Origin of the sequence: Planomicrobium sp. MB-3u-38, from assembly GCF_002836425.1 — a bacterium.
In the GTDB taxonomy this organism is placed as follows: domain Bacteria; phylum Bacillota; class Bacilli; order Bacillales_A; family Planococcaceae; genus Planococcus; species Planococcus okeanokoites.
The window spans coordinates 1-24,351 of sequence record NZ_PJBO01000078.1 but is presented as its reverse complement, the minus strand read 5'-3'; the positions used below and the strand labels follow the sequence as shown (position 1 = coordinate 24,351).

Sequence of the window (24,351 nt, the reverse complement as noted above, 5' to 3'; positions counted from 1 at the left end):
CGTATCCTATTTCAGCAGCAGGCTGATGATTTCTTCCAGTTCCAATGATTTATCGTCAATAGTTTCAATGCCTTGGTCCAATAAATACTGTTCCGTAGCGTCAGAGTCGGCCGATATCAATTCGTTGCCGGAACGTGAGAGTTCTCCAGGCAGCATCTCCGCCGGCATCGCGCTCAGCCAGTAACGGCGATAGCTTGTTGCCAGCTCGTCTTTCTCGTAATGACCGGCCGCTTGCCCGTTCCGCATCAGGAACAGGTAGTCTGCGAGTTTCCGGAGATCATCCGCTTGGTGGGTCGTGATGATGATGGCACGGTCTTCTTGTTCCATCCACTCGACCAACAGCTCGGTGAACAGGTTCTTCGACGGGATATCAAGTGATGCCGTCGGTTCATCCAGTATCAGGATGTCGGTGCTGCGCGGCAGCGCTAGCGACAAGCTCAGTTTTTGCTGCATGCCTGGGGACATTTTGCCGAAACGCTGGTTCAGCGGAATTTCGAATAGCTTGATCATGCGTCCGAACAGCCTGTCATCCCATTTTGAATACAGCGGCGCGATCAGTCTTTTCAAGTCTTCTCCGGTATAGGCGTTCCAGCCGATCGCGTTTTGCGGCTGGAAAGTGACATGGCGTTTCCAGCTTTCATCCTGCCCGGTAACCGGCTTGCCCAAAACCCGGATTTCTCCGCTGTCCGCGTTCGCCATATTCATTATGATTTTCAGCAGCGTGCTCTTTCCGGAACCGTTATTGCCGACCAGTGCCGTAATGGTGCCGGGCTCGATCGACAGGCTGACAGGCCCGAGCTGAAAGTCATCAATCTTTTTACTGATATCTTTTATCTCAATCCATGAAGGCATTTGTCATTCCCCTTTCCCGAGTCTGTTCAGTGTCTCTGCAAAAACTTCTTTGATTTCATCCACGGTATAGTCATAATCCATCGCATTTTGGATGGCGCGCTCGAACTCAGCCCGGACGGAAGCTGTCATCGTTTCCTGTTTCATCGCGTTTTGCACTTCTTTGACAAAGGTCCCTTTGCCGTGAAGTGTTTCAATAAACCCTTGGGATTCCAGTTCCTGATAGGCGCGGCGGATGGTGATGACGCTGATTTCCAGGTCTTTCGACAGCGCGCGGATCGATGGAAGCGGCGTGCCGGCAGGTAAATGTCCGCCGGCAATCAGCGCCTTCAATTGTTTTTCGATTTGATGGTAAATGGGTTCACGAGAATCCTTGGATAAGCGTATCGGCAGCAAACTCAAGCCCCCCTCTCACAGATAATCCGTCTTCTTCATCATTTTTTTCATATCCCATTGCCAGTATTTCCAGCCGGCGATGCCCAGGACAATCGCAATTATGCCCGACAGGAAAGGCCAGTCGGCGGCCAGCTGCATCGTCAAGAGAATAAACCCGTCATTCGCGATTACTGCAACAAGGAAGAAAACTGCAGCTGTTCCCCCCAGCACATAGATGAATGACATAACGATGGCTTTTTTCTTGAAATTGCCTCCCGCTTCACTGGCAGCCATGATAAAACCGATTGCAATTGCCAGCGACAGCCAAATCAGGACGAAAACAGGATAAGTGACCGGCGTCATGTAGTTCCTGAATTCTTCTGACATGATCGGCATCGCGATGAGCAGGACGAGCTGTAACGGAAACGAACACACCGCATGGATGATAAAACGGCTCTTGATAATGGCTTCTTTTGAAATCGGCAGCTGCTGCAGCATGACGACCGACGGCACTGTCCATAAATCGCCGCTTAACTTTTGCATCTGAAATTCCTTGTTTTTCATCCAGGTCGGAAACAGAAAGAAAATCAGCAGGTACAGCAGATCAAAATAGCGAAAATCGCCTTTGAGATAAATATCAAATGACATCATAATGATCAAACTCATGGCGGTATAGAAGGCCAGGATCAGCAAAAAGCTTTTCATGGAAGCTTTCAATTCAAATGCCGCCAGCCGGTAAGCCTCTTTCCAGTCATTCATTTATAAACACTCCTTTTAACTGTTATGCTGTTTATACTCATATACACAGTATCAAATACTTTTTCGGGTTGTCAATCTATTTTGCAGAAAATTTTATCCAAAAATAAAAACATCCCTTTAACAGCAAGGGATGCTTTGACACGATTATAAGTTTTAAACTTTTTTTTTGTGACGTCCAGGATATACATTGCCCGATCTTCTGCTTCACCATTGAATACTAAGGTTCCTTCATTTGTCTAACGTGGTTGAACGAGCTGTTCTTCGTTTTCCGAGAAAGCCGACAATTTTTCCAGTTCGGTTCCCGCCATTTTATAAAGCTGCAAGTCGCTGGAATGCGCACATTCCGGGCATACCAGCTGGCTGCCGTCTTCATAGACGTATTCGGAATTGCATTGCGGGCAGTTTGGTAGTTCGTTCATTGGTATAGCCTCCATTTGTTTAGGAAATCGATCAAAATAAAAATACTCTCAGGAAAAGCATATCCCAAGAGCATCTCTTTGACCATAAAGAATATATTAATCAATTGCAGTGGTATCCAGCAAATACAGGCCTATATCTTCCTCTCCGCTATTCACCACAAGAGTTCCGTCACCCATAAAGCGCGGTTTCCAAAGACGTTCCTCCACGCTGTCCAGTGCCGGCAACATTACTAGCGAAGAACCGTCCATTTCAAACAACTTCACTGTCGCAGTGCCTGCTTCCGCTACACTCAGCGCTACGTATTTGCCATGGACTGAGAACACGCTGAATTCCGGAGAATCGAACTCTGTCATTTCACCTGTTTCCAACTCAATCGATACAAGTGTTGAAACGAAGTTTTCATCGGCCAGATAGGCATAAATTTTATTGTCATCAAATTGAATGTTCATCGTTGTTTTGGAAGGTACTTCAAATTCATTGATGATTTCTTTTTCATTTGCATCAAAAACCGTCAATTTTGTAACGTTCTGTTCTTCCCGAATATCCGGAATTACAATTATTCCATCATTGAACGCCTGCATACTGTCTGCACCTTCTATTGATTGGTATATGGCCGTCTCTTCCATCGTTTTCAGATCCAGAAGCTTATAGGTTGGCCCTTCGCTTCCAAAATCAAGAAAGCTCAGTTGGTCTCCATCGATTACAAGGGACAGCGCATTCAAATCTGAAATAGTAATCAGTTCGGAAGTGTTTAAATTGTATATATTCAATACTGAAGAGCTATCCATATTCTCTTCAAGCACTTCAGTCCAGGCGACCCAATCGTCTTCAACAGTTACCCCATTGATCCATGTTCCTTCCGGGACCTCAGTCAAAACCACTTCTTCTTTGGTCTCGACATTATAAGAAAAAATTTTCTGAGCTTCCTGATAAACGAAGACCCCGTTGTCATTATAAAAAACGGCGTTAATCAATTGCGGATTGTCATTCACCGGCAATTCCACTTTCCGTAAGGGTTCTTTCTGTAAGGGTTCTTCCTGTAATGGCTCCACTTGCAAGGGCTCTTCCAAATTCTTTTCCTCCACAGCTCCATGCTCCTGCCAATCACTTACGTAAGGGTAGCCCAATATCACTGACAACCCAATCACCGCCACACCTACAAGCGCCGGCACCAACTTCGGTACACGCGAAGGTTTGCGCGTCTCGCACTGCGACTGCGCCGCATTCAAAATCTGCCGCTTTTTCGCATCCGACAGCGTCACATCTTCCGGCACCGACTCGTCCAACTTCCCTTTCAGATCCTCACGCATGGTCAATCCCCTCCTCCGTAAATTTGACGCCGGCCTGCTGACGCCCACGGGCTAACCGTGTTTTCACCGTGTTGCCCGAGACTTTCAATACTTCGCTGATTTCCTTCACCGACAGCTCCGCATAATAATGGAGCCAGATCACTTCACGATATTTCAGCGGAAGCTTACTAATCGCTTCTGCCATTTCGTTACTCCGCTCCGACGCCAGCGCCGTCTCTTCCGCTGAGCCCTTATTCGGCAAAAGCGGGTTCAATTTATTCCTCAATTCAATTTTGCGGTGCGCCCAGCTCCTGAAATGGTTATGGCATTCATTCACCGTGATGCGGTACAGAAATGTTTTGACGCTCGAGCGCCCTTCGAATCCTTCGAGATTTATGTAATAGCGGATAAACACGTCCTGCACGATGTCTTCCGCCTTCGTCCGTTCTTTGACGAACGAATACGCCAGCCGCACCAGATAATGCCCGTATTCATCCATCGCCTCCGTCAGCAGCCGGTCCTTCTCAAGCTTCTCCAAGCCCTCTCCCCCTTTTTCTATCTATTAGACAACGGTCAAAGCATTTGCGTTTCATTTTTGGCAATAAAAATACCCTTTCTGCCAATTGTAGCGGAAAGGGTTAAAAATAATTCATTTTTTCATTCTATATAACAGAAAGAACTTCCTTAAATTCCGCTTCCCCCACACAAACCCTCACCAGCTCCACCTGCTCTTCAATCCCTTTCAGTTTCGCCGGAAAAGTCTCCACCTGATTGCCCCCCCGCTCCACAATGGCGCGAAGTTTTGGCTGGTCCAGGTAATTTCGGCTGATGATGATGTCTCCACCCGTTCCCTGCCCTTGGATACGAGCCGCCAAATTGACGGTGCGTCCGAAATAATCGAGGCGGTCATTGGACGTTACGGCAATGGCCGGTCCGCTGTATAAGCCGACTTTCAGGATGATCGGATCCTCTTTGCCTTTATTGAATTCAACGAGGTTCTGTTGAATATCGAGAGCTGCCCGCAAGCCGTCCTCCGGCAGATGGAATACCGCCATCACGGCGTCGCCGATCGTTTTCACGACACTGCCCCTATTTTTGCCGATCGATTTTGTCAGGTAATCGAAATGCTTATTGACCTGTCCATAGGCGTTAGCGTCTCCCACTGTTTCATAGAGCGACGTCGAGCCCTGCAAATCGGTGAAGAGGATCGTCACATGATCGATGCCGATCTGCTGGTCCGGCGATAACATCTCGGATGAAAATAGATCCCGGAATTCCTGCATCGCCGTCACTTGCGCCGCTGTCACCGTGTTCTTGCTCCAGTCGGATTGTTCCAAAGCAACCAGGATATCATGGCTGCTGGCGTTTTGGACGGTTATTTCAGAAGCGCCCGCAACAACTGGCTCTGACCATCCCGCATCGGTATATATTAGAGGAAGACCGGTCGCTTCCGCATTTCGCTCCACTGCCGCCATATCGTTCGCCTGCAAAACCCGCAGCCGTAAATTTTCTTCACCAGGCACCGGCAGCCGGACTGTCGCTCCTTTAGCAATGACTTTCTGCAGTTTCACATGAGGCGTAATCATGGGACCGCCGACACAATATACTTCAGCATATGCTTTCCGGATCGAGGAGTGGACTGAAAAATTGAGCTCGACGAATTGGTCGAAGCTGGCATCGTAATTGATTCCGCATAAATCGCAGTGGAATTGGCTGGTCAATCCGGACAATGAATTCTGTTCAGATTTTGAAACCCGGCAATTCGGACAGATCATATTCCAGCTCAGGTTTAAAACACCGGATTTGGCAGCATACAAAAACAAGCGAAGCACTTCATCTGTTTCCATTCCCCATGCTTCCGCAATCCGGACCGGTTCCATATGTGCAGCGTCATGATCACTCTTGGTCACGATATATGCATGAAGCAAGTCGACGCTCCGGGGTGTTACCGGCCAGTTGCGGAGCACAGTTGTAAGCCTGTCAAGTTCAGCAAAATCCACTGTATGCTTTTCCTTTTTCTGCGGCGGATCGAAGAGATCACCTGATTTCCCCGCAATAAACTCTTCAATATAAGCAAACGTGTTGAGCATGGACTTATATCCCGTCAACGGGATAGCGGCCAGGCCCAGAATATTCTGCGGAACAAATTCGGCAGTCAGACGGACTCTGGTGACGTCAGTTGAATTCGGAGCTGCATCCAGCAGTTCGATTCCGCCGACAAAATGTTTGATCGGACCACTCAGATAACGCCTTTCCACTTCATAACGCTTGTTTTCTTCCCATTGAAAAGGGAACTCCTGCCATCGAAGCGGGACAAGCCCCCCGACTTTCGCAAAGGCTTCGCGATAAAAAACGCCTTCCCCCTCTTTTTTCACGTTGCTGAATTTGACGGGAAAAAGGCCAATATACAAGTTCAACCGGTTATTATCGGCCAGCAATGCCCAGATCTTTTCTTTACTGAATGGATAATCCCGTTCCAAGACGTATCTTTTTGTCGCGTACTTCATCTGTCACTCTCCTACGAAATAGCGATGGCTATCGCTAAAATGATGATGTGGAAAATCTGGTCGGTCATGATGCACAGCCAGGCCTGTTCGGGGCCTTTCGCCGTCTGAACATTGCGCACCCAAAATGATACGAATGTCCTTCTGTCCAAAATAATGTGGCTGATGATGATCAAAGCAATCGCCGCGAGCGACAAGCCGCCTGACATAGCGCCGAAAATGCCCACCACAATCGTATAGACTGCGACATGCGCCAATAAAGGCAGCCACTTGCTCGCTTTATTTTTCGCCATCCATGACGATTGCAATAAAAAATCACCGATTAAATGCCCGATCAACAGGAAGTCAAACTGGCTCATAAGCGGTACTCTTTTTTGTGGTCCGCTTCGTATTTCGCCAAATCATATTCACTTTCCGCAAGAACCGTTGTAAACGCATCGACGATGGCACTGTCGAAAAGTGTGTCTTTGCAGCGGATCAACTCTTCAGTTGCGTCGCTGTAAGGCATGCCTTTACTATAAGAGCGCGCGGTTGTCATCGCGTCGAATGTATCCGCGACGCCAACAATGCGGGCGAATAAGGAGATTTCATTCCCTTTGAGGCCATCCGGATAACCGCTGCCATCCATCCGTTCGTGATGGGAACGGGCGGTTTGGATGACATCCGCCATCGCTCTTTTCGGCTCCATATTCGACAGGATGTCGGCACCGATCACAGTATGCAGCTTGATCGAGTCATATTCCTCTTTAGTCAGCCGATCAGGTTTGCGGAGGATATCATCCGGTATGCCGATTTTCCCGACGTCATGCAAAAGTGCCGCTTTATATAATTCCTTTTTCTTATCGGCTGCCATGCCCAGCTTACCGGCAATCCATACCGAGTAATTGGCGACCCGCTCCGAGTGCCCCGCTGTGTAGGGATCCCGGGCATCGAGCACTTTCGCCAGAGTCCGGATCATGCTGAGAAACATCTGCTGCAATTCATCGTACATCTGGCTGTTGTGAAGCGCCATCGCCGACTGGCTTGCGAGCGCCACTGCCAGGGAGACATCCGCCTCATTAAAGAACTCACACTGCTTTTTATTCAATAGCTGCAGCGAACCCAGCACCTTGCCTTTTACCGTCAGCGGCACCGTGATCATCGACTTCGTGACAAAGCCGCTCGATTCATCCACCCGATTAGACCAATCGGGATGTTCCTGGACGTTGCGGATCAAAACCGGTTCTCCGCTCATGATCACTTTGCCGGCGATGCCTTCATCCTTCTTCAGGCGAATATTGACGATCTTGTCAGCGGATTCGCCGTATGCCGCGACGACTTTGATCTCTTCTCCGTCCTGGTCCAGCACCCAAAGTGTGCCTGCCTCAGCACCGACCATCGTCACCATCTGCAGCAGGATGTTTTGGAACACTTCTTCTATCTCCAAATTCGAATTCAATTGTTTTGCAGCTTCCAGCAGCTTCAATAATTCCTGAACCTGCAATTCCAAATTCTCTACGCGTTCCACAATACTCCCCCAATGACGGTCATTTATTGATTATTATCGGCTGAAAGCCCTTTAACCTTAACCCTTCGCGGATAATAAAAAGCTGAACCCCATGGATCCAGCTTAATCCCCCATCGACTCCAAGCTTTCATAGATTTCAAGCAAGTTCCCCGCAGGATCCCGGAAATGCGCCACTTTGATGCCCCAGTCTTCCTGCACAGTCGGCTCGGTGATAAAGTCGACTTTCTTCTGGAGTTCGCGGTACGTTTCCTCCACATCATCGACTTTGAAAATAAGCGCGGCTTTGTCTGACCGTTTCCGGAGCAAATGATATTCCGCACCGATTGCGTCGGCCATCTGCTTCCTTTCAAACAAACCCAATTTTACTCCCGCAAATTCAAAGTCGGCATAATTGGAAGCTTCATCTCCCCACACCACATTGAAACCCAGAACATTTCGGTAGAATAGAAAACATTCCTTGTAATTGTCCACCAATAAGCGAATATGCGTCAGTTCCAATTAAATCCCTCCCCTTGCAGTGATTTGCTTTCTTTCTCTTTCTCTACAGCCTGCCGATTTTCCTCTATCGATGTAAAAACAGCTCCCGCAAAAATAGCGGAAGCTGTCTCTTTTATTTCTTCATGCAATATAATCTTCTTTCGGAATCTCTGTTGCTTCAGCCTTCTGATAATAACGGCCTTGCGTCAGTACAGCCAACACCACCGTCAAACCAGCCGCCAGCAACGCGGCGAAAAAAGCAGCAGTGCTTTGCAGGAACGTGCCCATGTAGCCAAGTGCCGCAATCGTGCCGATAATCGTCGGCAGCAGCAGCGAAATGACGCCGACCGGATTCCATTTATACAAATTCGATTGTTCGGATTCGTAATAGCGAGGCCCGATCTTAAGCCATTTCTTCACGACCAGTGCATCCGTCACCAGAATCGAAGCCCACGTCATAAGCGCGACGCCCTGGAATGTCATCGCGGTATCGAGATGGTCGATGATGCCGCCGAGCATCAATGCCATGGCAGCGACGCCCGCAACCACTACCCAGAAGCGCCGGCCCGGCGTGAAGCGGAACATGTTCTCGAAAAAACTCGACAGGGACAGCGAAGAGCTGTAGATATTGGTGATATTGATGCGCACTTGCGTCAGTGTCGTAAACAGCACACCGCCAAGGCCCAGCAGCACCACGATATAAACACCCGGGTTTGATTCGCCTAACGTCACACCGAACCAGATGCCAAGGCCGCCCATGACGCCAAAGCAGAATATCTGCGGGATGAAGCCGATGGCGACGGACCCGACTTTCAAGTCTTTCGGTTTCAGGAAGCGCGCGTAGTCAGAAGCGATTAATGCGGTCAGCCCCATGATGCCGTGCTGCATGCCGATGCACAGCAATAAGGCGGTACCGCCGATCTGTACACCTTCCGGCATATACGTCCAGAAATTCCCGTCATATACTGATGTCCGGTTGAAGGCGACGACGATTGCAGCGATCAGGAAGATGCCGAACAGCGGCAGCGACCATTTTTGAAGTTTGTCCAATTGTTTGATGCCAAACCAGTTCAACGGAATGACCAATGTGCCGAAGACGACAATCAATATCCATAAGGGGATGACGGGGAAATATGCATGGATTGCGGATACCAGGATCATGCCTTCGAAGGCACAATACATGATGAAATTCGATGCGTAAATTAATGAGGTGAGTGAGGCGCCGATATAACCGAACCCTCCGCGGGACAATAAATTGACGTTCATGCCTGATTTAGCGGATAGGTAAACAATGATCGAACCGATGATGCCTGCGACAATAATGGCATAGACAGCCGAAATCATGGCATTCGCCGCTCCGAACTGAAGTGCCATGACACTGCCCATCTGGAAATAGAAAATGGCGGTGGCAATGCCGAACGTAATATTCGTGATGCTCAGCCAGCCCATGTTCCGTTCTTCCCGTGGAACCCGGTCGAACGTATAATCTTTGGTTGGTTCTGCTTCTGGTTTATAATGCCTGTCATGTACTTCCTGATCTGCGGTAATCTCAGATCTCATATTATCCTCTTCTTTCTGTATGGAGTTTTAAAACATATAAAAAAGCAGGTGGCTCCATTCCCATCAAGGCGCTGGCGCCCCAAGGAATAAAAACACTTGCCTTTTAATTTTAACATATACTATATTCCAATATTTCGCCTGACGAAATTTTCGTACTTAAGACAGGCAATTCAGCCATTAATTGTAAAATAATTTACAAATCTATTTTTTCAGTATAAAGAAAACCTTCTCATACCCTCAGCTATTGCCCGCCCTCGGTTATCTCCCAATAAACCATCTCTTCACTCTCAGCCACTTTTTTCATCCCGACTTTTTCTAATACACGGATCGATTCCTGGTTATCCACCAGCGTTTCCGCTTTGATCTTATGTATACCATCCTGCTTCCATGCCCAGTCGACCAAGGCCTCTACCGCTTCTGTCGCATATCCTTTGCCCCGGTATTCTTCAAGCAAACCATAGCCGATTTCCACTGCGCCCTTATCGTCCGGCGCACCTTTGAATCCCAGATCCCCGATGATCGTGTTGCCTGCTTTCAGTATCGCCAGCCACGGTCCCCAATAAATGACGGCGGGATCTTCCGCCAATTGCTTCAGGTGATTTGCAACCTGCGGTCCGTTTTCGTATTGTTGTTCATTCAGCATCGGAATTACATCTTCCGTGCAAGGGCTGATAATCAATCGTTCAGTTTCAATTTTCATTTCCCACAGTCACTCCGCTTTCCATCTTGTTGTTCATTGCTTCCTTCAAGACCAATAACGCAATTTCATGATCATCCATTACATGCGGCACTTCTTCCGGCTCCACCCAAATACGTGTCAGGGTCTCATGCTCCCGTAGAAATGGCAGACATTCCGTAACGTCCATTCGGTAAAATAATTGGTAACCGACCTGCGGATATTTTCCGTTCTCCACGAACTTCACGTTTTCTGTATGATCGACACAAATCGCTCCGATATAGGATACACCCCCTTTGACATAAGCTTCTTCATATACTTCGCGGTGCAGCGTTTCTTCAGGGCTTTCCCCCGATTCAATATGGCCGCCCGGAACATTAAAGCCTCTGCCATCCACATGGACAAGCACCACTTTCCCTTCAAAAAAGCAGTAACCGTGGACACTCGTCACAATATCATTCGATTTCATCTTTCTGTATGGTTCCCAACTGAGGCTGATGATATGACCGCCCCAATTCACATATGCCTGATTTTCCATGCGCTTGCCCCTTATCTTTGTTTCGTAATTTTTTCAGCTTTGGCAGTACTATAGAAAAGCACAATCGCTCCTAAGCTCAATAAAACATATAAAAACAACACGATTCGCCAATCAGAACCCCTATTTTACTTAATCATATCATCCTGCTGCCCAGTAAAATACTGAATTTTACAATTCCTGAACTCTTATTTTTTCCAGCTTCACACCAAATTTCATAGAGTAAATGAGAAAATTTTTATTTCACCAGTGAAATATTCAAACCATATAATGTAATTTTATGGGGGTGATTAAAAAAGAATACCTGCATATTTTCTACTTTCCACTTTCTAAAAACCCTTCAGACTAACGTCAGGAGATTGTTTTTATGAATTATCTGTTTATTATTATACAAAGATATAATATATCAAAAATATATCAAAATATTTAAATGCGTTCACAAAACCATTACAAGGGTTTAATTCGGGAAAACCGCATGCTACACTAATCAAGGCTTCAAAGATAAGTGACAAGAAGCATCAGATTATTAATAACCCCTTAGACATTTTGGTTTAATAAATAAAATACGAGAATCACTATTCAACGATATGAATCCAGTGAATTCCAGACATTTAAGGAGAAATAAAAACATGAAAAAAACAAAAAAAGCATTACTATCTTTCACTGCCACTATTGCCCTTTCAGCTGCTATTGCTGCACCTACTAGCGCAGCTACACACCAAGTAAAATCCGGAGATACACTTTGGCAAATTGCACAGGATTATGGAACTACGGTTTCTAGCCTGCAAAGCATCAACGGTATTTCAGGCCATATGATTTATCCTGGCCAAACATTCCAGACTAGCGCAGGTTCTTCTGCAGCATCAAGCAGCACGACAGCGCCACAAGTTTCACAAGTGAGCAACCCCACTTCTTCAGTTGCATCCATTGCACAGCAATATATCGGAGTTCCATACGTATGGGGCGGCTCAACACCAGCAGGATTCGACTGCAGCGGATTTATCGCCTATACACTTAACAAAGCTGGCCACAACGTAGCCCGCACAAGCGCAGCCGGTTACTATAACATGGCGACGAAAGTAAGCTCTCCACAACAAGGGGACTTGGTATTCTTCTCTGGCACGTATAAAGCAGGAATTTCCCACATCGGAATCTATATCGGCAACGGCAAAATGGTCGCTGCCAATAACGGCGGAGTAGAAGTCGTCGACATCTTCGGCCCATACTGGGGAGACCACTTCACTGGCTACGGCAGAATGTAATAAAATCAATACACGAAACAGACCGGGATGTAATTCCTGGTCTGTTTTTTTGCGTGTCTTTAAATCTGATAGCACAAAAAAGCCGGACCCCAAGGATCCGGCTCTGCTCTATTATTCTTTATTCAACCGTAACGGATTTCGCCAGGTTACGCGGCTTATCGACGTCACAGTCTCTGTGAAGTGCTGCATAATAGCTGATCAGCTGCAGCGGAATAACCGATACAAGCGGAGTCAGCAGTTCATGCACTGTCGGAAGGACATGGCTGTCGCCGTCTTCGTTCAAGCCTTCCATTGAAATGATCATTGTGTTCGCGCCGCGTGCTGCCACTTCTTTTACGTTGCCGCGGATGTTCAAGTTTACGGATTCCTGTGTCGCAAGCGCGATGACAGGCGTGCCTTCTTCGATCAAAGCGATCGTACCGTGCTTCAATTCACCGCCGGCAAAGCCTTCCGCCTGGATATAGGAAATCTCTTTCAGCTTCAACGCGCCTTCAAGACCAACGAAATAGTCCATCAGACGGCCGATAAAGAAGCAATTGCGTGTCGTCGAAAGGAAATCATGCGCTAATTTCTCGATTTCTTCCTTCATATCGACTTGTGCCTGGATGGCGTTTGCCACAATACCCATTTCCTGTACAAGATCGAAACCAAGATCGCGTCCGCGTGCTTCTGCAGTTACGGCTGCCAAAATTGCCAATACTGCCAATTGTGCTGTGTAAGCTTTAGTAGACGCTACAGCGATTTCAGGTCCTGCATACAGTAATAACGTGTGGTCAGCTTCGCGTGACAAAGTCGATCCCGCAACGTTTGTAATTGTGAGTGACGGGTGGCCAAGTTCTTTGATGCGCACCAATACCTGGCGGCTGTCAGCTGTTTCACCCGACTGTGAAATGAAGATGAATAACGGTTTTTCGGAAAGAAGCGGCATGTTATAACCGAATTCACTCGCTACATGCACTTCCACTGGAATGCCCGCCATTTTCTCCAAATACTCTTTGCCGATCAGCCCAGCGTGATAGCTTGTACCCGCTGCGATGATGTACAGGCGGTCAGCTTCCTGCAAAGCATCAAGGATTTCAGGCTGGATCGTCAATTTCTCGTCCTCGCCTTGGTAAGCCTGGATGATTTTGCGCATCACTGCCGGCTGCTCATCGATTTCTTTCAGCATATAATGAGGGTATGTGCCCTTATCGATATCGCTCATGTCGATTTCAGCAGTGAACGGTTCGCGTTCCACTTTTTCGCCTTCAAGCGTCAGGATCTCCACGCTGTTTTTGCGGACGATCACGATTTCCTTGTCCATCAATTCAACGAATTGATCTGTCACTTGCAGCATTGCCATAGCATCAGACGCTACAACGTTGAAATCTTCTCCAAGGCCGACAAGCAATGGGCTCTTGTTTTTCGCGACGAAAATCGTCTGTGCTTCTTCAGCGTCAAGCAAGGCGATTGCATACGAACCTTTCATCAATTTCAAAGCTTTGCTGAACGCATCCTGCGTCGTCATGCCTTCGCCTTCAACAAATTTACCGATCAATTGAACGATGATTTCCGTGTCCGTATCGGATTCCATTTCCACATCAGCCAAATAATCGCGCTGCAGGTGGTGATAGTTTTCGATTACGCCGTTATGCACAATCGTGAAACGGTCTGACGTGTTCTGATGCGGGTGAGCGTTTACCTGGCTCGGCTTGCCGTGCGTTGCCCAGCGTGTGTGCCCGATTCCCGTATTTCCTGTCACGTCGCCGTTCACAGCTCCGCGAAGATCCGCAATGCGGCCTTTTTCCTTGAATACTGTAATGCCATCGCCGTTGCGCACAGCAATACCCGCTGAATCGTAGCCGCGGTATTCCAAGCGCTCAAGGCCTTTCAATAGGATCTCTTTTGAATCTTTTTCTCCGATATACCCAACAATTCCACACATAATTATAGTTCCTCCAATTTTTTCAATATCAAAAAGAGCGTTCGCCATTTTGCGCGCACGCATGCTTGAACCCATCCATCCTGTTGTACAGCTGATCACTCAACTGCTTTGAAGATGGACATAACGACCGGGCTTCACGGCCGGGAGGTATCCGCCGAAATCTCGATACTCCTCCTCCTCGTCTACTGGGAAATGACTTGTCCGTCCGATTTCCCCAGTACAGGCGCTTCAACTAGTTTCCTTTTTACGCTTTACTACTATCCCCCTTTTTTGGCGGCCCTAAACAGGCTACTATATCATACCTTTTCCAATTCCCTTAGTCAATCGTCCCTAAGTCCTTAGACAAAGGTGTATTTATATCGAATAAAGGATAAAATTCGATTTTCACCTTTGCTTGCCGACGAAAATATTTATGCTTTTGTTAATTTATTTATTAATGCAGCCCTATAAAAAAACCGTTCCGGAAGCATTTCAGCTTCGGAACGGTCTAGATTATCAATGGATAAGAAAGGATGATATTTTAAAGTTTCTAACGGCTTTGAAAGAGCGAAGTTTTGTCCAGACTTCAGCGGCCCAGCTCTTCGGGTCATAAGCCAGCCCAGCTGCGAAGACATTAGCCGACGCTTGCGAGGCTAAGTCTTTGCGACGAAGCAGCGAAGCGATGCAGGAGCATTGTTTTAAACTGCCCTCTTGCAGTAGCAATCCACCTGTCTTCGCTGTTCTGTCTTATGCCTTTCAGAGCTTAACGGGCGCTGTCGCTTTTCTTATTATTTCATACCCATTTCAGCACGGACCACTTCTGCAATCCGCTCGACATAGCGTTCGCAATCTTCTTCTGAAGCTGCTTCCACCATGACGCGCACCAACGGTTCAGTACCGGAAGGGCGCACAAGCACACGGCCATTGCCGTTCATTTCCGTTTCAACTTCTTCGATTTCAGCGGCCACTTTTGCGTTATCCGTTACTGCGTGTTTATCCGTTACACGGATATTGACGAGTTTCTGCGGGAAAATTGTCATTTCACCTGCAAGCTCGGACAATTTCTTGCCAGTGACTTTCATGATGTTCACCAATTGAAGGCCCGTCAACAATCCGTCGCCTGTTGTATTGTAATCAAGGAAAATGATATGGCCTGACTGTTCGCCGCCAAGATTATAGCCGTTTTTGCGCATTTCTTCGACTACATAACGGTCGCCTACTGCTGTTTTCACGCTGGTCATGCCGTTTGCTTCCACTGCTTTATAGAAGCCCATATTGCTCATTACTGTGGACACCACTGTGTCTTTATTCAAGCGGCCTTCAGATTTCAAATATTTACCGCAGATATACATGATCTGGTCGCCATCGACAATGCGGCCTTTTTCGTCCACCGCGATTAAACGGTCGCCGTCGCCGTCGAAAGCAAGCCCGATGTCAGCGTTTTTCTCAATAACCAGTTCAGCCAGCTTCTGCGGATGAGTGGAACCGACCTGATCGTTGATGTTCAAGCCGTTTGGTGAAGCGCCCATCGAACTGATATCCGCATCAAGGTCGGCGAATACATGCGTCGCCAATGTTGAAGTGGCACCGTGTGCACAATCAAGCGCGACATGGATGCCGTCGAACTCTTCATCTACCGTCTGTTTCAGATACTGGATGTATTTCTGGCCGCCTTCAAAATAACTCGTAATGGCGCCCAGGTCACCGCCCGTAGGACGCGGCAGCGTATCTTCTTCCATATCCAGCAATGCTTCGATTTCAGCTTCCTGGTCATCGGAAAGCTTATAGCCGTCCGAACCGAAGAATTTGATGCCATTGTCTTCAACCGGGTTATGCGAAGCTGAGATCATGACGCCCGCTTCCGCGCTCATCACGCGTGTCAGGTAAGAAACACCTGGTGTACTGATGACGCCAAGACGCATCACTTCCGCTCCGACACTCAATAATCCTGCGGCCAAAGCGCCTTCCAGCATTTCTCCTGAAATACGGGTATCGCGCCCAATCAGAACTTTCGGTTTATCCTTCGAGCTTTTCGTCAATACATATCCGCCGAAGCGGCCCAATTTAAATGCTAATTCCGGTGTCAGTTCGCTATTCGCTACGCCGCGAACTCCATCTGTTCCAAAATATTTTCCCATGCTTATATTCTCTCCTTAAATCCAATTCAATATCGGATAATAATTCCTATTGTATATGGATGGTTGCAGTAGAAGGAAAAGTCAGCCATTTCGCTTTCTTCAATCCTTCTGCCCCAACTTCCAGTTTATGCTGTCCCTTTTTTTCCGCTGCATCTACATATACCACAAAATCTTCCAACTTCAAACTATCCAGCAATTCTTCCGTTCCATACGCTATCAACGAGACCAGACCGTCTTCGGGATCGAGAAAATCGGCTTTATTGCCATCGTCCAGCCCTCTGATTTCCAGTGGAAGGTTCTCGAAGATTTGCTGATGAAGTGCCTCATCCGGATTCGCACTGTTGAAATTGATGTCTTCCGGCATCAACACGGTTTCGTCCACACTGATTTCGGCGTCTACGATGATGCTTCCCGGCTCTACAGCGCTCGTTCCTTCAGGAGCCGCGAGATCCACTTCAATCGCCGTATCAGTCAGGGTTACGCCGCTGATATTCACTTCCACTTCGTATTCTTCGATTGTGTCAACGATATTCCGCGGCCCTGAAATTTTGACGGTATCGACATCCGTCTCAATTTCATCTACGGTGATCCCTTCACGCGCCGTTCCCGTCTGGGTCAGTGATATCGGAACTTCCCGGCTGTATTCTTCAATGACAGCTTCGACCTCCACCACTTCCGGTTCGATTGTTACATTGTCCAGTTTCGTCAGGTCATTCGCAAGTACACGGACTCTCGCTTCCCTCGTCACGGACGAATCCAAGCCCGGCTCTTCCGTTACTGTCGCTTTTACAAAACTGATGGAATCAATGACACTTTTCGGTCCGCTGACTGTAACCGTATTGGGATCAGCCGTTATACTTTTCAGTACATAGTTTTCCGCAATCAGCCGTTCATTCAGTTCGGCATCGATTTTAAATTCCTGCGTGACCCGTTCCTCGATCAGAACATCCAGGAAAGTCGGATCGATCCTGACGCCTAATTCTTGAGAGATATTTTCTGTTTGCACACGGATGCGATGTTCTCCGAGCGGCAGGTTCCGCAAGTCTACAAAGACCGTAAAATCTTTGATTTGCTGCGTTGTTTGAACCTCTCGGGTGGGTCCTGTAATCTGGACATCCACAGTCGCCGGCACACCGCTGACCATCAGGCTTGTATCGTCGTAATACACTTCGAGCGGTACATCTTCGATAATTTCAGTCATCGTATTGCTGGCCGCTGAATTATTGTTTTCTTCTTCCGCTTTTACGGAAAAGAACATAAGAAAGGCTAGCAATAATGCGGTAATCCTCAAAAACCAGGGGTTATCCATCATTTTATCCATTCTTTTTTCCCCTCCAGTTCCACCAGGAAGAAGTTTCGTTCTGCTGTTCTTCGCCGAACCAGATGCGGCGCAGTTTCACTTCAAAATCCTCCAAAGACAAGTTACGGTGCAAATCGCCATTCGCCGTCAGGCTGATGGCGCCCGTCTCTTCCGAAACGACGATGGTGATGGCATCTGTCACTTCACTGATTCCAAGTGCCGCGCGGTGGCGGGTTCCAAGTTCTTTGGAAATGAACGGACTTTCCGATAAAGGAAGATAGCACGCTGCCGCCGCCACTTTGTTCTTCTGGACGATCACGGCTCCATCGTGAAGAGGTGTATTGGGGATAAAGAGGTTTATCATCAACTCTGACGTAATGTCTGAGTTCAAAGGTATTCCGGTTTCAATATACTCACTCAATCCGGTTTCACGTTCAATGGATACCAATGCGCCAATACGCCTTTTCGCCATGTAACTGACGGATTTTGTCATTGCTTCGATCAGCCGGTTGCGTTCTGATTCCTCGTTCAGCGTGCTGCTGGAAAACAGTTTTCCGCGCCCCAGCTGTTCGAGCGCCCGTCTGAGTTCCGGCTGGAAGATGATGATGATCGCCAGGAAACCCCAATTGAGCACTTCCTGCATAATCCAGCCAAGCGTTTGCAAATTCAATGCCTGCGTGATCAATTGGGCGATGATGATGACGAAAATCCCTTTCAATAATTGAACGGCTTTCGTCCCTTTAATGATCGTGATCAATTTATATAAAACGAACCAAACTAATAAAATATCAGCTATATTGATTATGAGTTCGAGTGGTGTTAGGTTTGTAATATTATCCAAAAACGGCATCTGCAACCCTCGCTTTTCTACATCTGCATGGAATAAGTATATCATAAAACATTCTGGTCATGCTTTATAGAAAAGCCATGCGGCACTGAAAGGCATAACACAGACCTGCTGGAGTCTGAACGCAAAAAATCCGCCCCCAAAGGGACGGATTTATTCGCCGGTCATTGCGTCTTCATTATTAAAAATGGAAGCCGCGTCTTTAAAGCCATTTTTAATGGTATACCATAACCAGTCGAAAATCTGGTCGATTTCTTCCACTTCGCCGGTGATTACCCCACTGGAGGCCATATATTGCCCATTTACGACGGTGACATCACCATGAAGTTCCCCGTCAACCCGCAGATCGCCGTTCCTTACCGTGATATCGCCCGTCACCACTTCACCTTCCGGCACAATGACAGTATTGCCTTCCACCACCACATTCGGCTGCTTTGTAAAGGAGAATTGCTGATCATTATTAAAGTCCGAGAATAATGTCGCACTCATCAATACGAAGAAAATTGCTGCAGCCGTCAAAAGCGGATGCTGCTTGAACCAGCGCTGCGCGCCTGAACGCTGTTTCTGCTTCGGCAGTTTGCTCATCGTAGCTTCGACAAAGCCTTTTGGCGCTTCTATATGGGATGCACTCTGGACGAATGCAATCGTTTTGTTCAATTCATGGTAGATCTTCTGACAATCTTGGCAGGTCGCCAGATTTTCTTTCAACACCCGTTCTTTGGATGGTTCAAGGTCACCGTCTAAATAATCGTTCATATACTGGACGATGTAATCCGGACACGTCTTCATCCTGCTCGCCTCCTACAAATTGCTTAATTGCTTCCGCAAGGCTTCGCGCCCGCGGTGTATACGTGTTTTCACAGTCCCAAGCGGCAAATCCAGAATTTCGCTGATTTCAGCCAGCGGCAATTCTTCAATATACTTTAATACAATAGCTGCCCGGTACTTATCTGGCAAGCGGCTAATCTCATATTGTACCCGCTCCTGGACTTCCATCTTCACCAATTCATCTTCGGGAAGTTCGTCGTCGTTGGCGATGCTCGAGTACATATTCAAGCCTTCTGCCCCACGCACTTCTGCATCCAGGTGATAATCCGGTTTTTTCTTTCTGATCCGGTCGATGCACAAATTTGTAGCTATGCGGTAAAGCCACGTGGAGAATTTCCTTTTCTGATCGAATGTATGAATATTGACGTAAGCACGCATGAAAGCTTCCTGAGCTATATCTTCGGCTTCGTGTTTATTGCCGAGCATACGATAGCAAATTTGATACAGCTGGTGCTGATACAATTCTACAATCTCTGCGAATGCGTCCTGGTCGCCTTTAATGACTTTTGCTATTCTCTTGTTCACTAACGCATCCATGATCTCATTTCCCTCCGCCTATGCGGCTATGTTTTATATACGTATCATTTATAGAAAGGTTTCATTTATTTTCTCTTTTATATGGTATCAAAGATTACCCAAATAAATCCATCTAAATTTCATACGAAATAACTAAAGGGTTTGTTCCTTATTTCATATAATTACTTTCCATAAAAATAAAAAAACAGGCTTTCGCCTGTTTTAAAGTAGTTTTTCGCCAAGCAATGAACCGATCAAAGCCACTGCAACGTCTGCTGTTCTATTTTTTTCATCCAGAATCGGGTTCACTTCCACGAATTCAGCGGATGTGATGATGCCTGCATCATGCAGCATCTCCATCGCCAAATGGCTTTCCCGGTAGCTGATGCCGCCTGGGACCGGAGTTCCGACACCTGGTGTGTATAATGGATCGATGCCATCAAGATCCAGTGATAAGTGGACACCGTCTGTCTTGCGCTCTTCTTTTAAGTAACGGATTGAATCTTCGATAACAAAATCCATGCCCATCTTATCGATTTCATGCATGCTGTAAACTTTGATGCCGCGCTCACGGATTAATTCGCGTTCGCCCGGGTCTACCGAACGTGCACCGATGATAACGATGTTCTCCGGCTTCACTTTCGGTGAAAAGCCGCGAATCTGCGTCAACTTCTCGTGGCCGTGGCCAAAGCTTGCAGCAAGCGGCATACCGTGGATATTGCCTGACGGCGATGTTTCACTCGTGTTCATATCTGCGTGGGCATCATACCAGATCACACCTAAATTTTCGTGGTTCGGCGAGATGCCTGCAAGTGTTCCGATGGCGATACTATGGTCACCGCCGAGTACCAGCGGGAAGTTTCCTGTTTCCGTAACTGCCTGGACTTTTTCACCAAGCGCTTCCATCGCTTCAGTGATGACTTCCATATTGCGGAGGTTTGTGTCTGTATCGACTTGCCCATCCGCATGGCCGACTTGGATGTCCCCTTCATCCTTGACGGTATGCCCCAGGTTTTCGATGCGCTCAACCACACCCGCATAACGGATTGCACTCGGTCCCATATCAACGCCGCGGCGATTCTGTCCATGATCCATTGGAACTCCAATAATTGATACATTTAATTTATTCATGTTTTTATACCCCCTTGAGTTGTTAAACCCATTGTAACCGCTAACAACAACATGGCTCAACCACACAAGATTACGTATTTTTATTCATTCGTTTTTTCAGCAATTCTTTAACTGCGGGCCATTCCTCATCAATGATTGAATAGACGACGGCATCTCTTGGCAGGCCGGTCGAACGGATGCGTTCATTGCGCATCGTCCCTTCCTTTACTGCCCCTATGGCTTCAAGCGCTTTCTGCGAACGGACATTTTCACTGTCCGTTTTAAACTGGACCCGTATCATCTCCCGCTCTTCAAAACAATAAGCCAGCAGCGCGTATTTCACGCGGCTGTTCAATCCGCTGCCATGCATTTCTTCCGCATAAAACGTCGAACCGATTTCACAGCTTTTATTCGCTTCATCGATTCCGTAAATCCGGGTCGTGCCGACTACTTTTCCGGTGTCCGGTTGTTCTACAGCAAATACCAGCACATTCGAACCGTTCAATCCGGCTTCCAGCCACTCAACTAACTGCTCGAACGTCTCCACTTTTATCAGCATATGTTCGAAAATATCCGGTGTGTACAGTTCCCATAATGTTTCAAAATCCTCCCGCTTCAATAACCGCAATCTCACGCCTGGCTGTTCGATGATCATCCAACTTCCCCCTTAACTGAAATAAACCGCCTGTATTCTTTCCAAAAATTCCTTTTCCAGCTCATTCTTTTCTTTGCAAATAAAATAAGTAGCGACTTCAGGCAATGGAAACAAGTCAAAATGCGCTTCCAACAGACGGCCTTCGATCAGTTCCCGCCTTACCATCGACCGCGGCAAAAATGATACGCCCAATCCTTCCTGTATAAAACGCTTGGCAATATGCGCCTGCGTCACGGTCATTGTCCGCAATCCAGGTGCTTTCAAATTTAATTTCACTAACAGCTCGTCCCAGAATACCGGATGATGATGTGTGAAAAGATAGTGGGACCGCAACATCGCTTCATCGGAGATGACCGGTCCCGACTCATCATCGTAAGCATCCCGCGGAACCACAAAAACGAGTTCGTCTTTATAGACCACTTCACTGTGCAGCACACGGCTCACCGGCTGAATGGCGGAAATTCCTGCGTTCACTGCCCCGCTCTCCACCAGCGCCTCTATCTTTTCCGATTCCTCCACCTGGATTACCAATTCCAAATCGGGATGCCGTTTCGTAAACGACTTCAACAGATAAGGCAGCACTGTCTCCGCCATCAAAGGCGAAATCGCCAGCACCCACTTCTTGCGGTATCCCTGCGCAAACGAATGGACCTTTTCCACACTTTGCTCCAGCTGCCGCAGCAGCCTGTCCGCTTCCCCTTTGAACAACTTGCCTTCCTCCGTCAGCGATACCCTGTTCTTCTGCCGCTGGAATAAAACCACGCCCAGGCTTTCTTCCAACAGGCGGATGTGCACAGTAACACTTGGCTGTGACATCAGCAGCCTCTCGGAAGTCTTTCGGAAATTCAATGTCTCTGCAGCATCGGTAAACGTCTTTAACCAAGCCAAGTCGATGGCGATCACTCCCTTGCTGATTAATATTTTGAATTGATTTAATTATAAATCATTAATTTTCATAATCAATATGCCGGGGTAAACTTTCAGAAAAGGAGGAATTTACATGTTCCAAAAAGGGTTGAAAGATGTAGTAGCCGTTCAGACGAAAATCGCTTCTGTAGATGGTGAGAAAGGGGAACTGCGTTATCGGGGAAGCCTGGTTGAAGAAGCGGTCCAGGATAAAAGCTTTGAAGAAACTGCTTACTTCTTATGGCACGGGGAATTTCCGACAGAAGAACAGGCTTATAAGCTAAACCGGCAATTCATAAAGTATCGGACACTTCCTGCGCACGTTGCAAAGGTTGCTGAAGAGCTGCCGGTTAATGTTCCCCTTATGGATAATATGCGCACTCTGATGTCAGCCTATTATGATGGTGAGTATGTTACACTTTCCCCTTCTGAGCAGGCAATTGCCCTCACTTCTGCGTTGTCCGTCATGACCGCCATGCTTTACCGTCTTCAGAACGGATATGAGATAATTCATCCGAACGACGGATTTGGCCACGTCGCCAATTATTTGTGGATGCTTAACGGTGAAGAGCCAAGCTCCGCGCAAATCGAAGCACTTGAAACATACTTGAAGCTGACCATGGAGCATGGCATGAACGCTTCGACTTTCGCTGCACGAGTCACCGTTTCCACTGAATCGGATATAGTGGCTGCCGTCACTTCCGCACTCGGCACAATGAAGGGGCCGCTGCACGGAGGCGCGCCTTCCGGAGTCATCACCTTGCTGAACGAAATCAGTACAGCTGATGATATCGATTCGGTGATCAGCAGCAAGCTGGAAGCGGGAGAAAAAATCATGGGCTTTGGCCACCGCATCTACCGAACCGAAGATCCGCGATCCATTCTTTTGCGCGGGAAATGCCTGGAGCTGCAAGGCAGCGATCCTTGGCTGGATCTTGCAGTGGTTGCCGAAAAACGGATTATTCAACTGCTTAACGAACAAAAACCCGGACGCGCCTTGTACACCAACGTAGAATTTTACGCCGCAGCCATTATGCGTTCGATTGACATGCCGCCAGCATTATTTACGCCTACGTTCAGCATCGCGCGAATCGTCGGCTGGACAGCCCATACGATTGAACAGCAGCAAGACAACGTCATCTTCCGTCCGCAGTCGATTTATGTTGGAAACTAAAGAGAAGCGCAAGCGCCCGTTTAGATTCGAAAAGCATAAGACGATTTGGCGAAGCGGCGTTCTTTGCCGCATAGCCAAAGTGGCTTATGACTCGAGAATCTGGGCGCTGGAGTCTGGACAAAGAAAAGCGACGGCACCCGTTTAGCTCTGAAAAGCATAAGACAGACCAGCAGAGTGGCGCTCTTTGCCACGGCAGCTGGGTTGGCTTATGACTCAAAGAGCTGGGTCGCCGGAGTCTGGACACCAGAAAAGCGCAAGCGCCCGTTTAGATTCGAAAAGCATAATTAGAAAACTATACTTTCTTATCCATAAAAAAATCCCGTATCCAATTGAATGGATACGGGATTTTTACACATGGATAGTACAAATACACATGGAACAATGGAGCCTAGGGGGCTCGAACCCCTGACCTCGACGCTGCCAGCGTCGCGCTCTCCCAGCTGAGCTAAGGCCCCGCGCTGAACAGGCGCAAGGTAATTAAAGATGAGCCATGAAGGATTCGAACCTTCGACCCTCTGATTAAAAGTCAGATGCTCTACCAACTGAGCTAATGGCTCATAAAAAATGGCTGGGGTACCTGGATTCGAACCAGGGCATGACGGGATCAAAACCCGTTGCCTTACCGCTTGGCTATACCCCAATGCCAATATAAAACTGGTGGTGGGGGGCAGATTCGAACTGCCGAACCCGAAGGAGCGGATTTACAGTCCGCCGCGTTTAGCCACTTCGCTACCCCACCGATATGAAAGTTGAAATATTAC

23 protein-coding genes, 4 tRNA genes and 1 pseudogene are annotated in these 24,351 nt (G+C 47.6%); 2 read left to right on the top strand and 26 right to left on the bottom strand.

Annotated features, from left to right (window positions below):
* Window positions 1-6: 6 nt before the first annotated feature.
* The 13 genes and pseudogenes from CXF70_RS16525 to CXF70_RS16465 form a co-directional block, all read right to left on the bottom strand.
* Window positions 7-852, bottom strand: coding sequence for an ABC transporter ATP-binding protein (locus CXF70_RS16525; protein ID WP_101803562.1), 846 nt, complete (start codon window positions 850-852; stop codon window positions 7-9).
* 3 nt (window positions 853-855) lie between these two features.
* On the bottom strand, window positions 856-1,245 hold the full coding sequence (locus tag CXF70_RS16520; RefSeq protein ID WP_101803561.1) for a GntR family transcriptional regulator: 390 nt from the start codon (window positions 1,243-1,245) through the stop codon (window positions 856-858).
* Window positions 1,246-1,260: 15 nt separating this feature from the next.
* Entirely contained in the window at window positions 1,261-1,983 is a 723-nt protein-coding gene (locus CXF70_RS16515; protein WP_101803560.1) for a hypothetical protein, read from the bottom strand.
* A gap of 317 nt (window positions 1,984-2,300) precedes the next feature.
* Window positions 2,301-2,402 (bottom strand): annotated as a pseudogene (locus CXF70_RS18495) (alkylphosphonate utilization protein); the annotation flags it as partial.
* Window positions 2,403-2,498: 96 nt separating this feature from the next.
* The gene (locus CXF70_RS16505) at window positions 2,499-3,713 is read right to left on the bottom strand and encodes a hypothetical protein (protein ID WP_101803558.1); all 1,215 of its coding nucleotides are present in this window, start codon (window positions 3,711-3,713) and stop codon (window positions 2,499-2,501) included.
* Window positions 3,706-4,230: a sigma-70 family RNA polymerase sigma factor gene (locus tag CXF70_RS16500; RefSeq protein WP_101803557.1), complete on the bottom strand. Its 525-nt coding sequence runs from the start codon at window positions 4,228-4,230 to the stop codon at window positions 3,706-3,708. The genes CXF70_RS16505 and CXF70_RS16500 overlap by 8 nt, the downstream gene beginning before the upstream one ends.
* Before the next feature lie 124 nt (window positions 4,231-4,354).
* Window positions 4,355-6,199, bottom strand: coding sequence for an adenylate/guanylate cyclase domain-containing protein (locus CXF70_RS16495; protein ID WP_101803556.1), 1,845 nt, complete (start codon window positions 6,197-6,199; stop codon window positions 4,355-4,357).
* A gap of 11 nt (window positions 6,200-6,210) precedes the next feature.
* Entirely contained in the window at window positions 6,211-6,555 is a 345-nt protein-coding gene (locus CXF70_RS16490) for a DUF3307 domain-containing protein (RefSeq protein WP_101803555.1), read from the bottom strand.
* A complete protein-coding gene (locus CXF70_RS16485) occupies window positions 6,552-7,703 on the bottom strand; it encodes a GAF and HD-GYP domain-containing protein (protein ID WP_101803554.1) in 1,152 nt (383 codons plus the stop codon). Before CXF70_RS16485 ends, CXF70_RS16490 begins: the two co-directional genes overlap by 4 nt.
* Window positions 7,704-7,805: 102 nt before the next feature.
* A complete protein-coding gene (locus CXF70_RS16480) occupies window positions 7,806-8,201 on the bottom strand; it encodes a VOC family protein (protein ID WP_101803553.1) in 396 nt (131 codons plus the stop codon).
* A 120-nt stretch (window positions 8,202-8,321) separates the two neighbouring features.
* Window positions 8,322-9,740 carry a purine-cytosine permease family protein gene (locus CXF70_RS16475; RefSeq protein ID WP_101803552.1) on the bottom strand — a complete coding sequence of 473 codons (1,419 nt, stop codon included), beginning with the start codon at window positions 9,738-9,740 and terminating at the stop codon, window positions 8,322-8,324.
* Window positions 9,741-9,981: 241 nt separating this feature from the next.
* Complete coding sequence (locus CXF70_RS16470) at window positions 9,982-10,440, bottom strand: GNAT family N-acetyltransferase (protein ID WP_101803551.1); 459 nt, start codon at window positions 10,438-10,440, stop codon at window positions 9,982-9,984.
* Complete coding sequence (locus CXF70_RS16465; RefSeq protein ID WP_101803550.1) at window positions 10,430-10,954, bottom strand: NUDIX hydrolase; 525 nt, start codon at window positions 10,952-10,954, stop codon at window positions 10,430-10,432. Before CXF70_RS16465 ends, CXF70_RS16470 begins: the two co-directional genes overlap by 11 nt.
* Before the next feature lie 626 nt (window positions 10,955-11,580).
* Here CXF70_RS16465 and CXF70_RS16460 point away from each other — a divergent pair.
* A complete protein-coding gene (locus tag CXF70_RS16460; RefSeq protein ID WP_158241209.1) occupies window positions 11,581-12,213 on the top strand; it encodes a C40 family peptidase in 633 nt (210 codons plus the stop codon).
* A gap of 118 nt (window positions 12,214-12,331) precedes the next feature.
* Here CXF70_RS16460 and glmS read toward each other — a convergent pair whose 3' ends face one another.
* The 9 genes from glmS to CXF70_RS16415 all read right to left on the bottom strand — a co-directional run bounded on the left by glmS (window position 12,332) and on the right by CXF70_RS16415 (window position 22,413).
* On the bottom strand, window positions 12,332-14,137 hold the full coding sequence (gene glmS / locus CXF70_RS16455; protein ID WP_101803572.1) for a glutamine--fructose-6-phosphate transaminase (isomerizing): 1,806 nt from the start codon (window positions 14,135-14,137) through the stop codon (window positions 12,332-12,334).
* A gap of 767 nt (window positions 14,138-14,904) precedes the next feature.
* Window positions 14,905-16,254, bottom strand: coding sequence for a phosphoglucosamine mutase (glmM, locus tag CXF70_RS16450; protein WP_084243384.1), 1,350 nt, complete (start codon window positions 16,252-16,254; stop codon window positions 14,905-14,907).
* A gap of 46 nt (window positions 16,255-16,300) precedes the next feature.
* Window positions 16,301-17,575, bottom strand: coding sequence for a CdaR family protein (locus CXF70_RS16445; protein ID WP_101803549.1), 1,275 nt, complete (start codon window positions 17,573-17,575; stop codon window positions 16,301-16,303).
* A complete protein-coding gene (cdaA, locus tag CXF70_RS16440) occupies window positions 17,568-18,404 on the bottom strand; it encodes a diadenylate cyclase CdaA (protein ID WP_084243386.1) in 837 nt (278 codons plus the stop codon). Before cdaA ends, CXF70_RS16445 begins: the two co-directional genes overlap by 8 nt.
* A gap of 150 nt (window positions 18,405-18,554) precedes the next feature.
* Window positions 18,555-19,190 carry an anti-sigma factor family protein gene (locus CXF70_RS16435; protein WP_101803548.1) on the bottom strand — a complete coding sequence of 212 codons (636 nt, stop codon included), beginning with the start codon at window positions 19,188-19,190 and terminating at the stop codon, window positions 18,555-18,557.
* Window positions 19,191-19,202: 12 nt separating this feature from the next.
* Window positions 19,203-19,766, bottom strand: coding sequence for an RNA polymerase sigma factor SigW (gene sigW, locus CXF70_RS16430; RefSeq protein ID WP_084243388.1), 564 nt, complete (start codon window positions 19,764-19,766; stop codon window positions 19,203-19,205).
* A gap of 201 nt (window positions 19,767-19,967) precedes the next feature.
* Window positions 19,968-20,876 carry an arginase gene (gene rocF / locus CXF70_RS16425; RefSeq protein WP_084243389.1) on the bottom strand — a complete coding sequence of 303 codons (909 nt, stop codon included), beginning with the start codon at window positions 20,874-20,876 and terminating at the stop codon, window positions 19,968-19,970.
* Window positions 20,877-20,946: 70 nt separating this feature from the next.
* Complete coding sequence (locus tag CXF70_RS16420; protein ID WP_101803547.1) at window positions 20,947-21,510, bottom strand: GNAT family N-acetyltransferase; 564 nt, start codon at window positions 21,508-21,510, stop codon at window positions 20,947-20,949.
* 12 nt (window positions 21,511-21,522) lie between these two features.
* Window positions 21,523-22,413 carry a LysR family transcriptional regulator gene (locus tag CXF70_RS16415; RefSeq protein ID WP_233208667.1) on the bottom strand — a complete coding sequence of 297 codons (891 nt, stop codon included), beginning with the start codon at window positions 22,411-22,413 and terminating at the stop codon, window positions 21,523-21,525.
* Between the two features lie 97 nt (window positions 22,414-22,510).
* On the opposite strand from CXF70_RS16415, the gene CXF70_RS16410 reads away from it, so the two are divergent.
* Window positions 22,511-23,590 (top strand): citrate synthase/methylcitrate synthase, encoded by a 1,080-nt coding sequence (locus CXF70_RS16410; protein WP_101803546.1) that lies wholly within the window; start codon window positions 22,511-22,513, stop codon window positions 23,588-23,590.
* 382 nt (window positions 23,591-23,972) lie between these two features.
* Here CXF70_RS16410 and CXF70_RS16405 read toward each other — a convergent pair.
* The 4 genes from CXF70_RS16405 to CXF70_RS16390 all read right to left on the bottom strand — a co-directional run bounded on the left by CXF70_RS16405 (window position 23,973) and on the right by CXF70_RS16390 (window position 24,329).
* A tRNA-Ala gene (locus CXF70_RS16405) sits at window positions 23,973-24,045 on the bottom strand.
* 29 nt (window positions 24,046-24,074) lie between these two features.
* Window positions 24,075-24,147 (bottom strand) — tRNA-Lys (locus CXF70_RS16400).
* Between the two features lie 8 nt (window positions 24,148-24,155).
* A tRNA-Gln gene (locus tag CXF70_RS16395) sits at window positions 24,156-24,230 on the bottom strand.
* A gap of 15 nt (window positions 24,231-24,245) precedes the next feature.
* Window positions 24,246-24,329: transfer RNA gene (locus tag CXF70_RS16390), tRNA-Tyr, on the bottom strand.
* Window positions 24,330-24,351 lie beyond the last annotated feature (22 nt).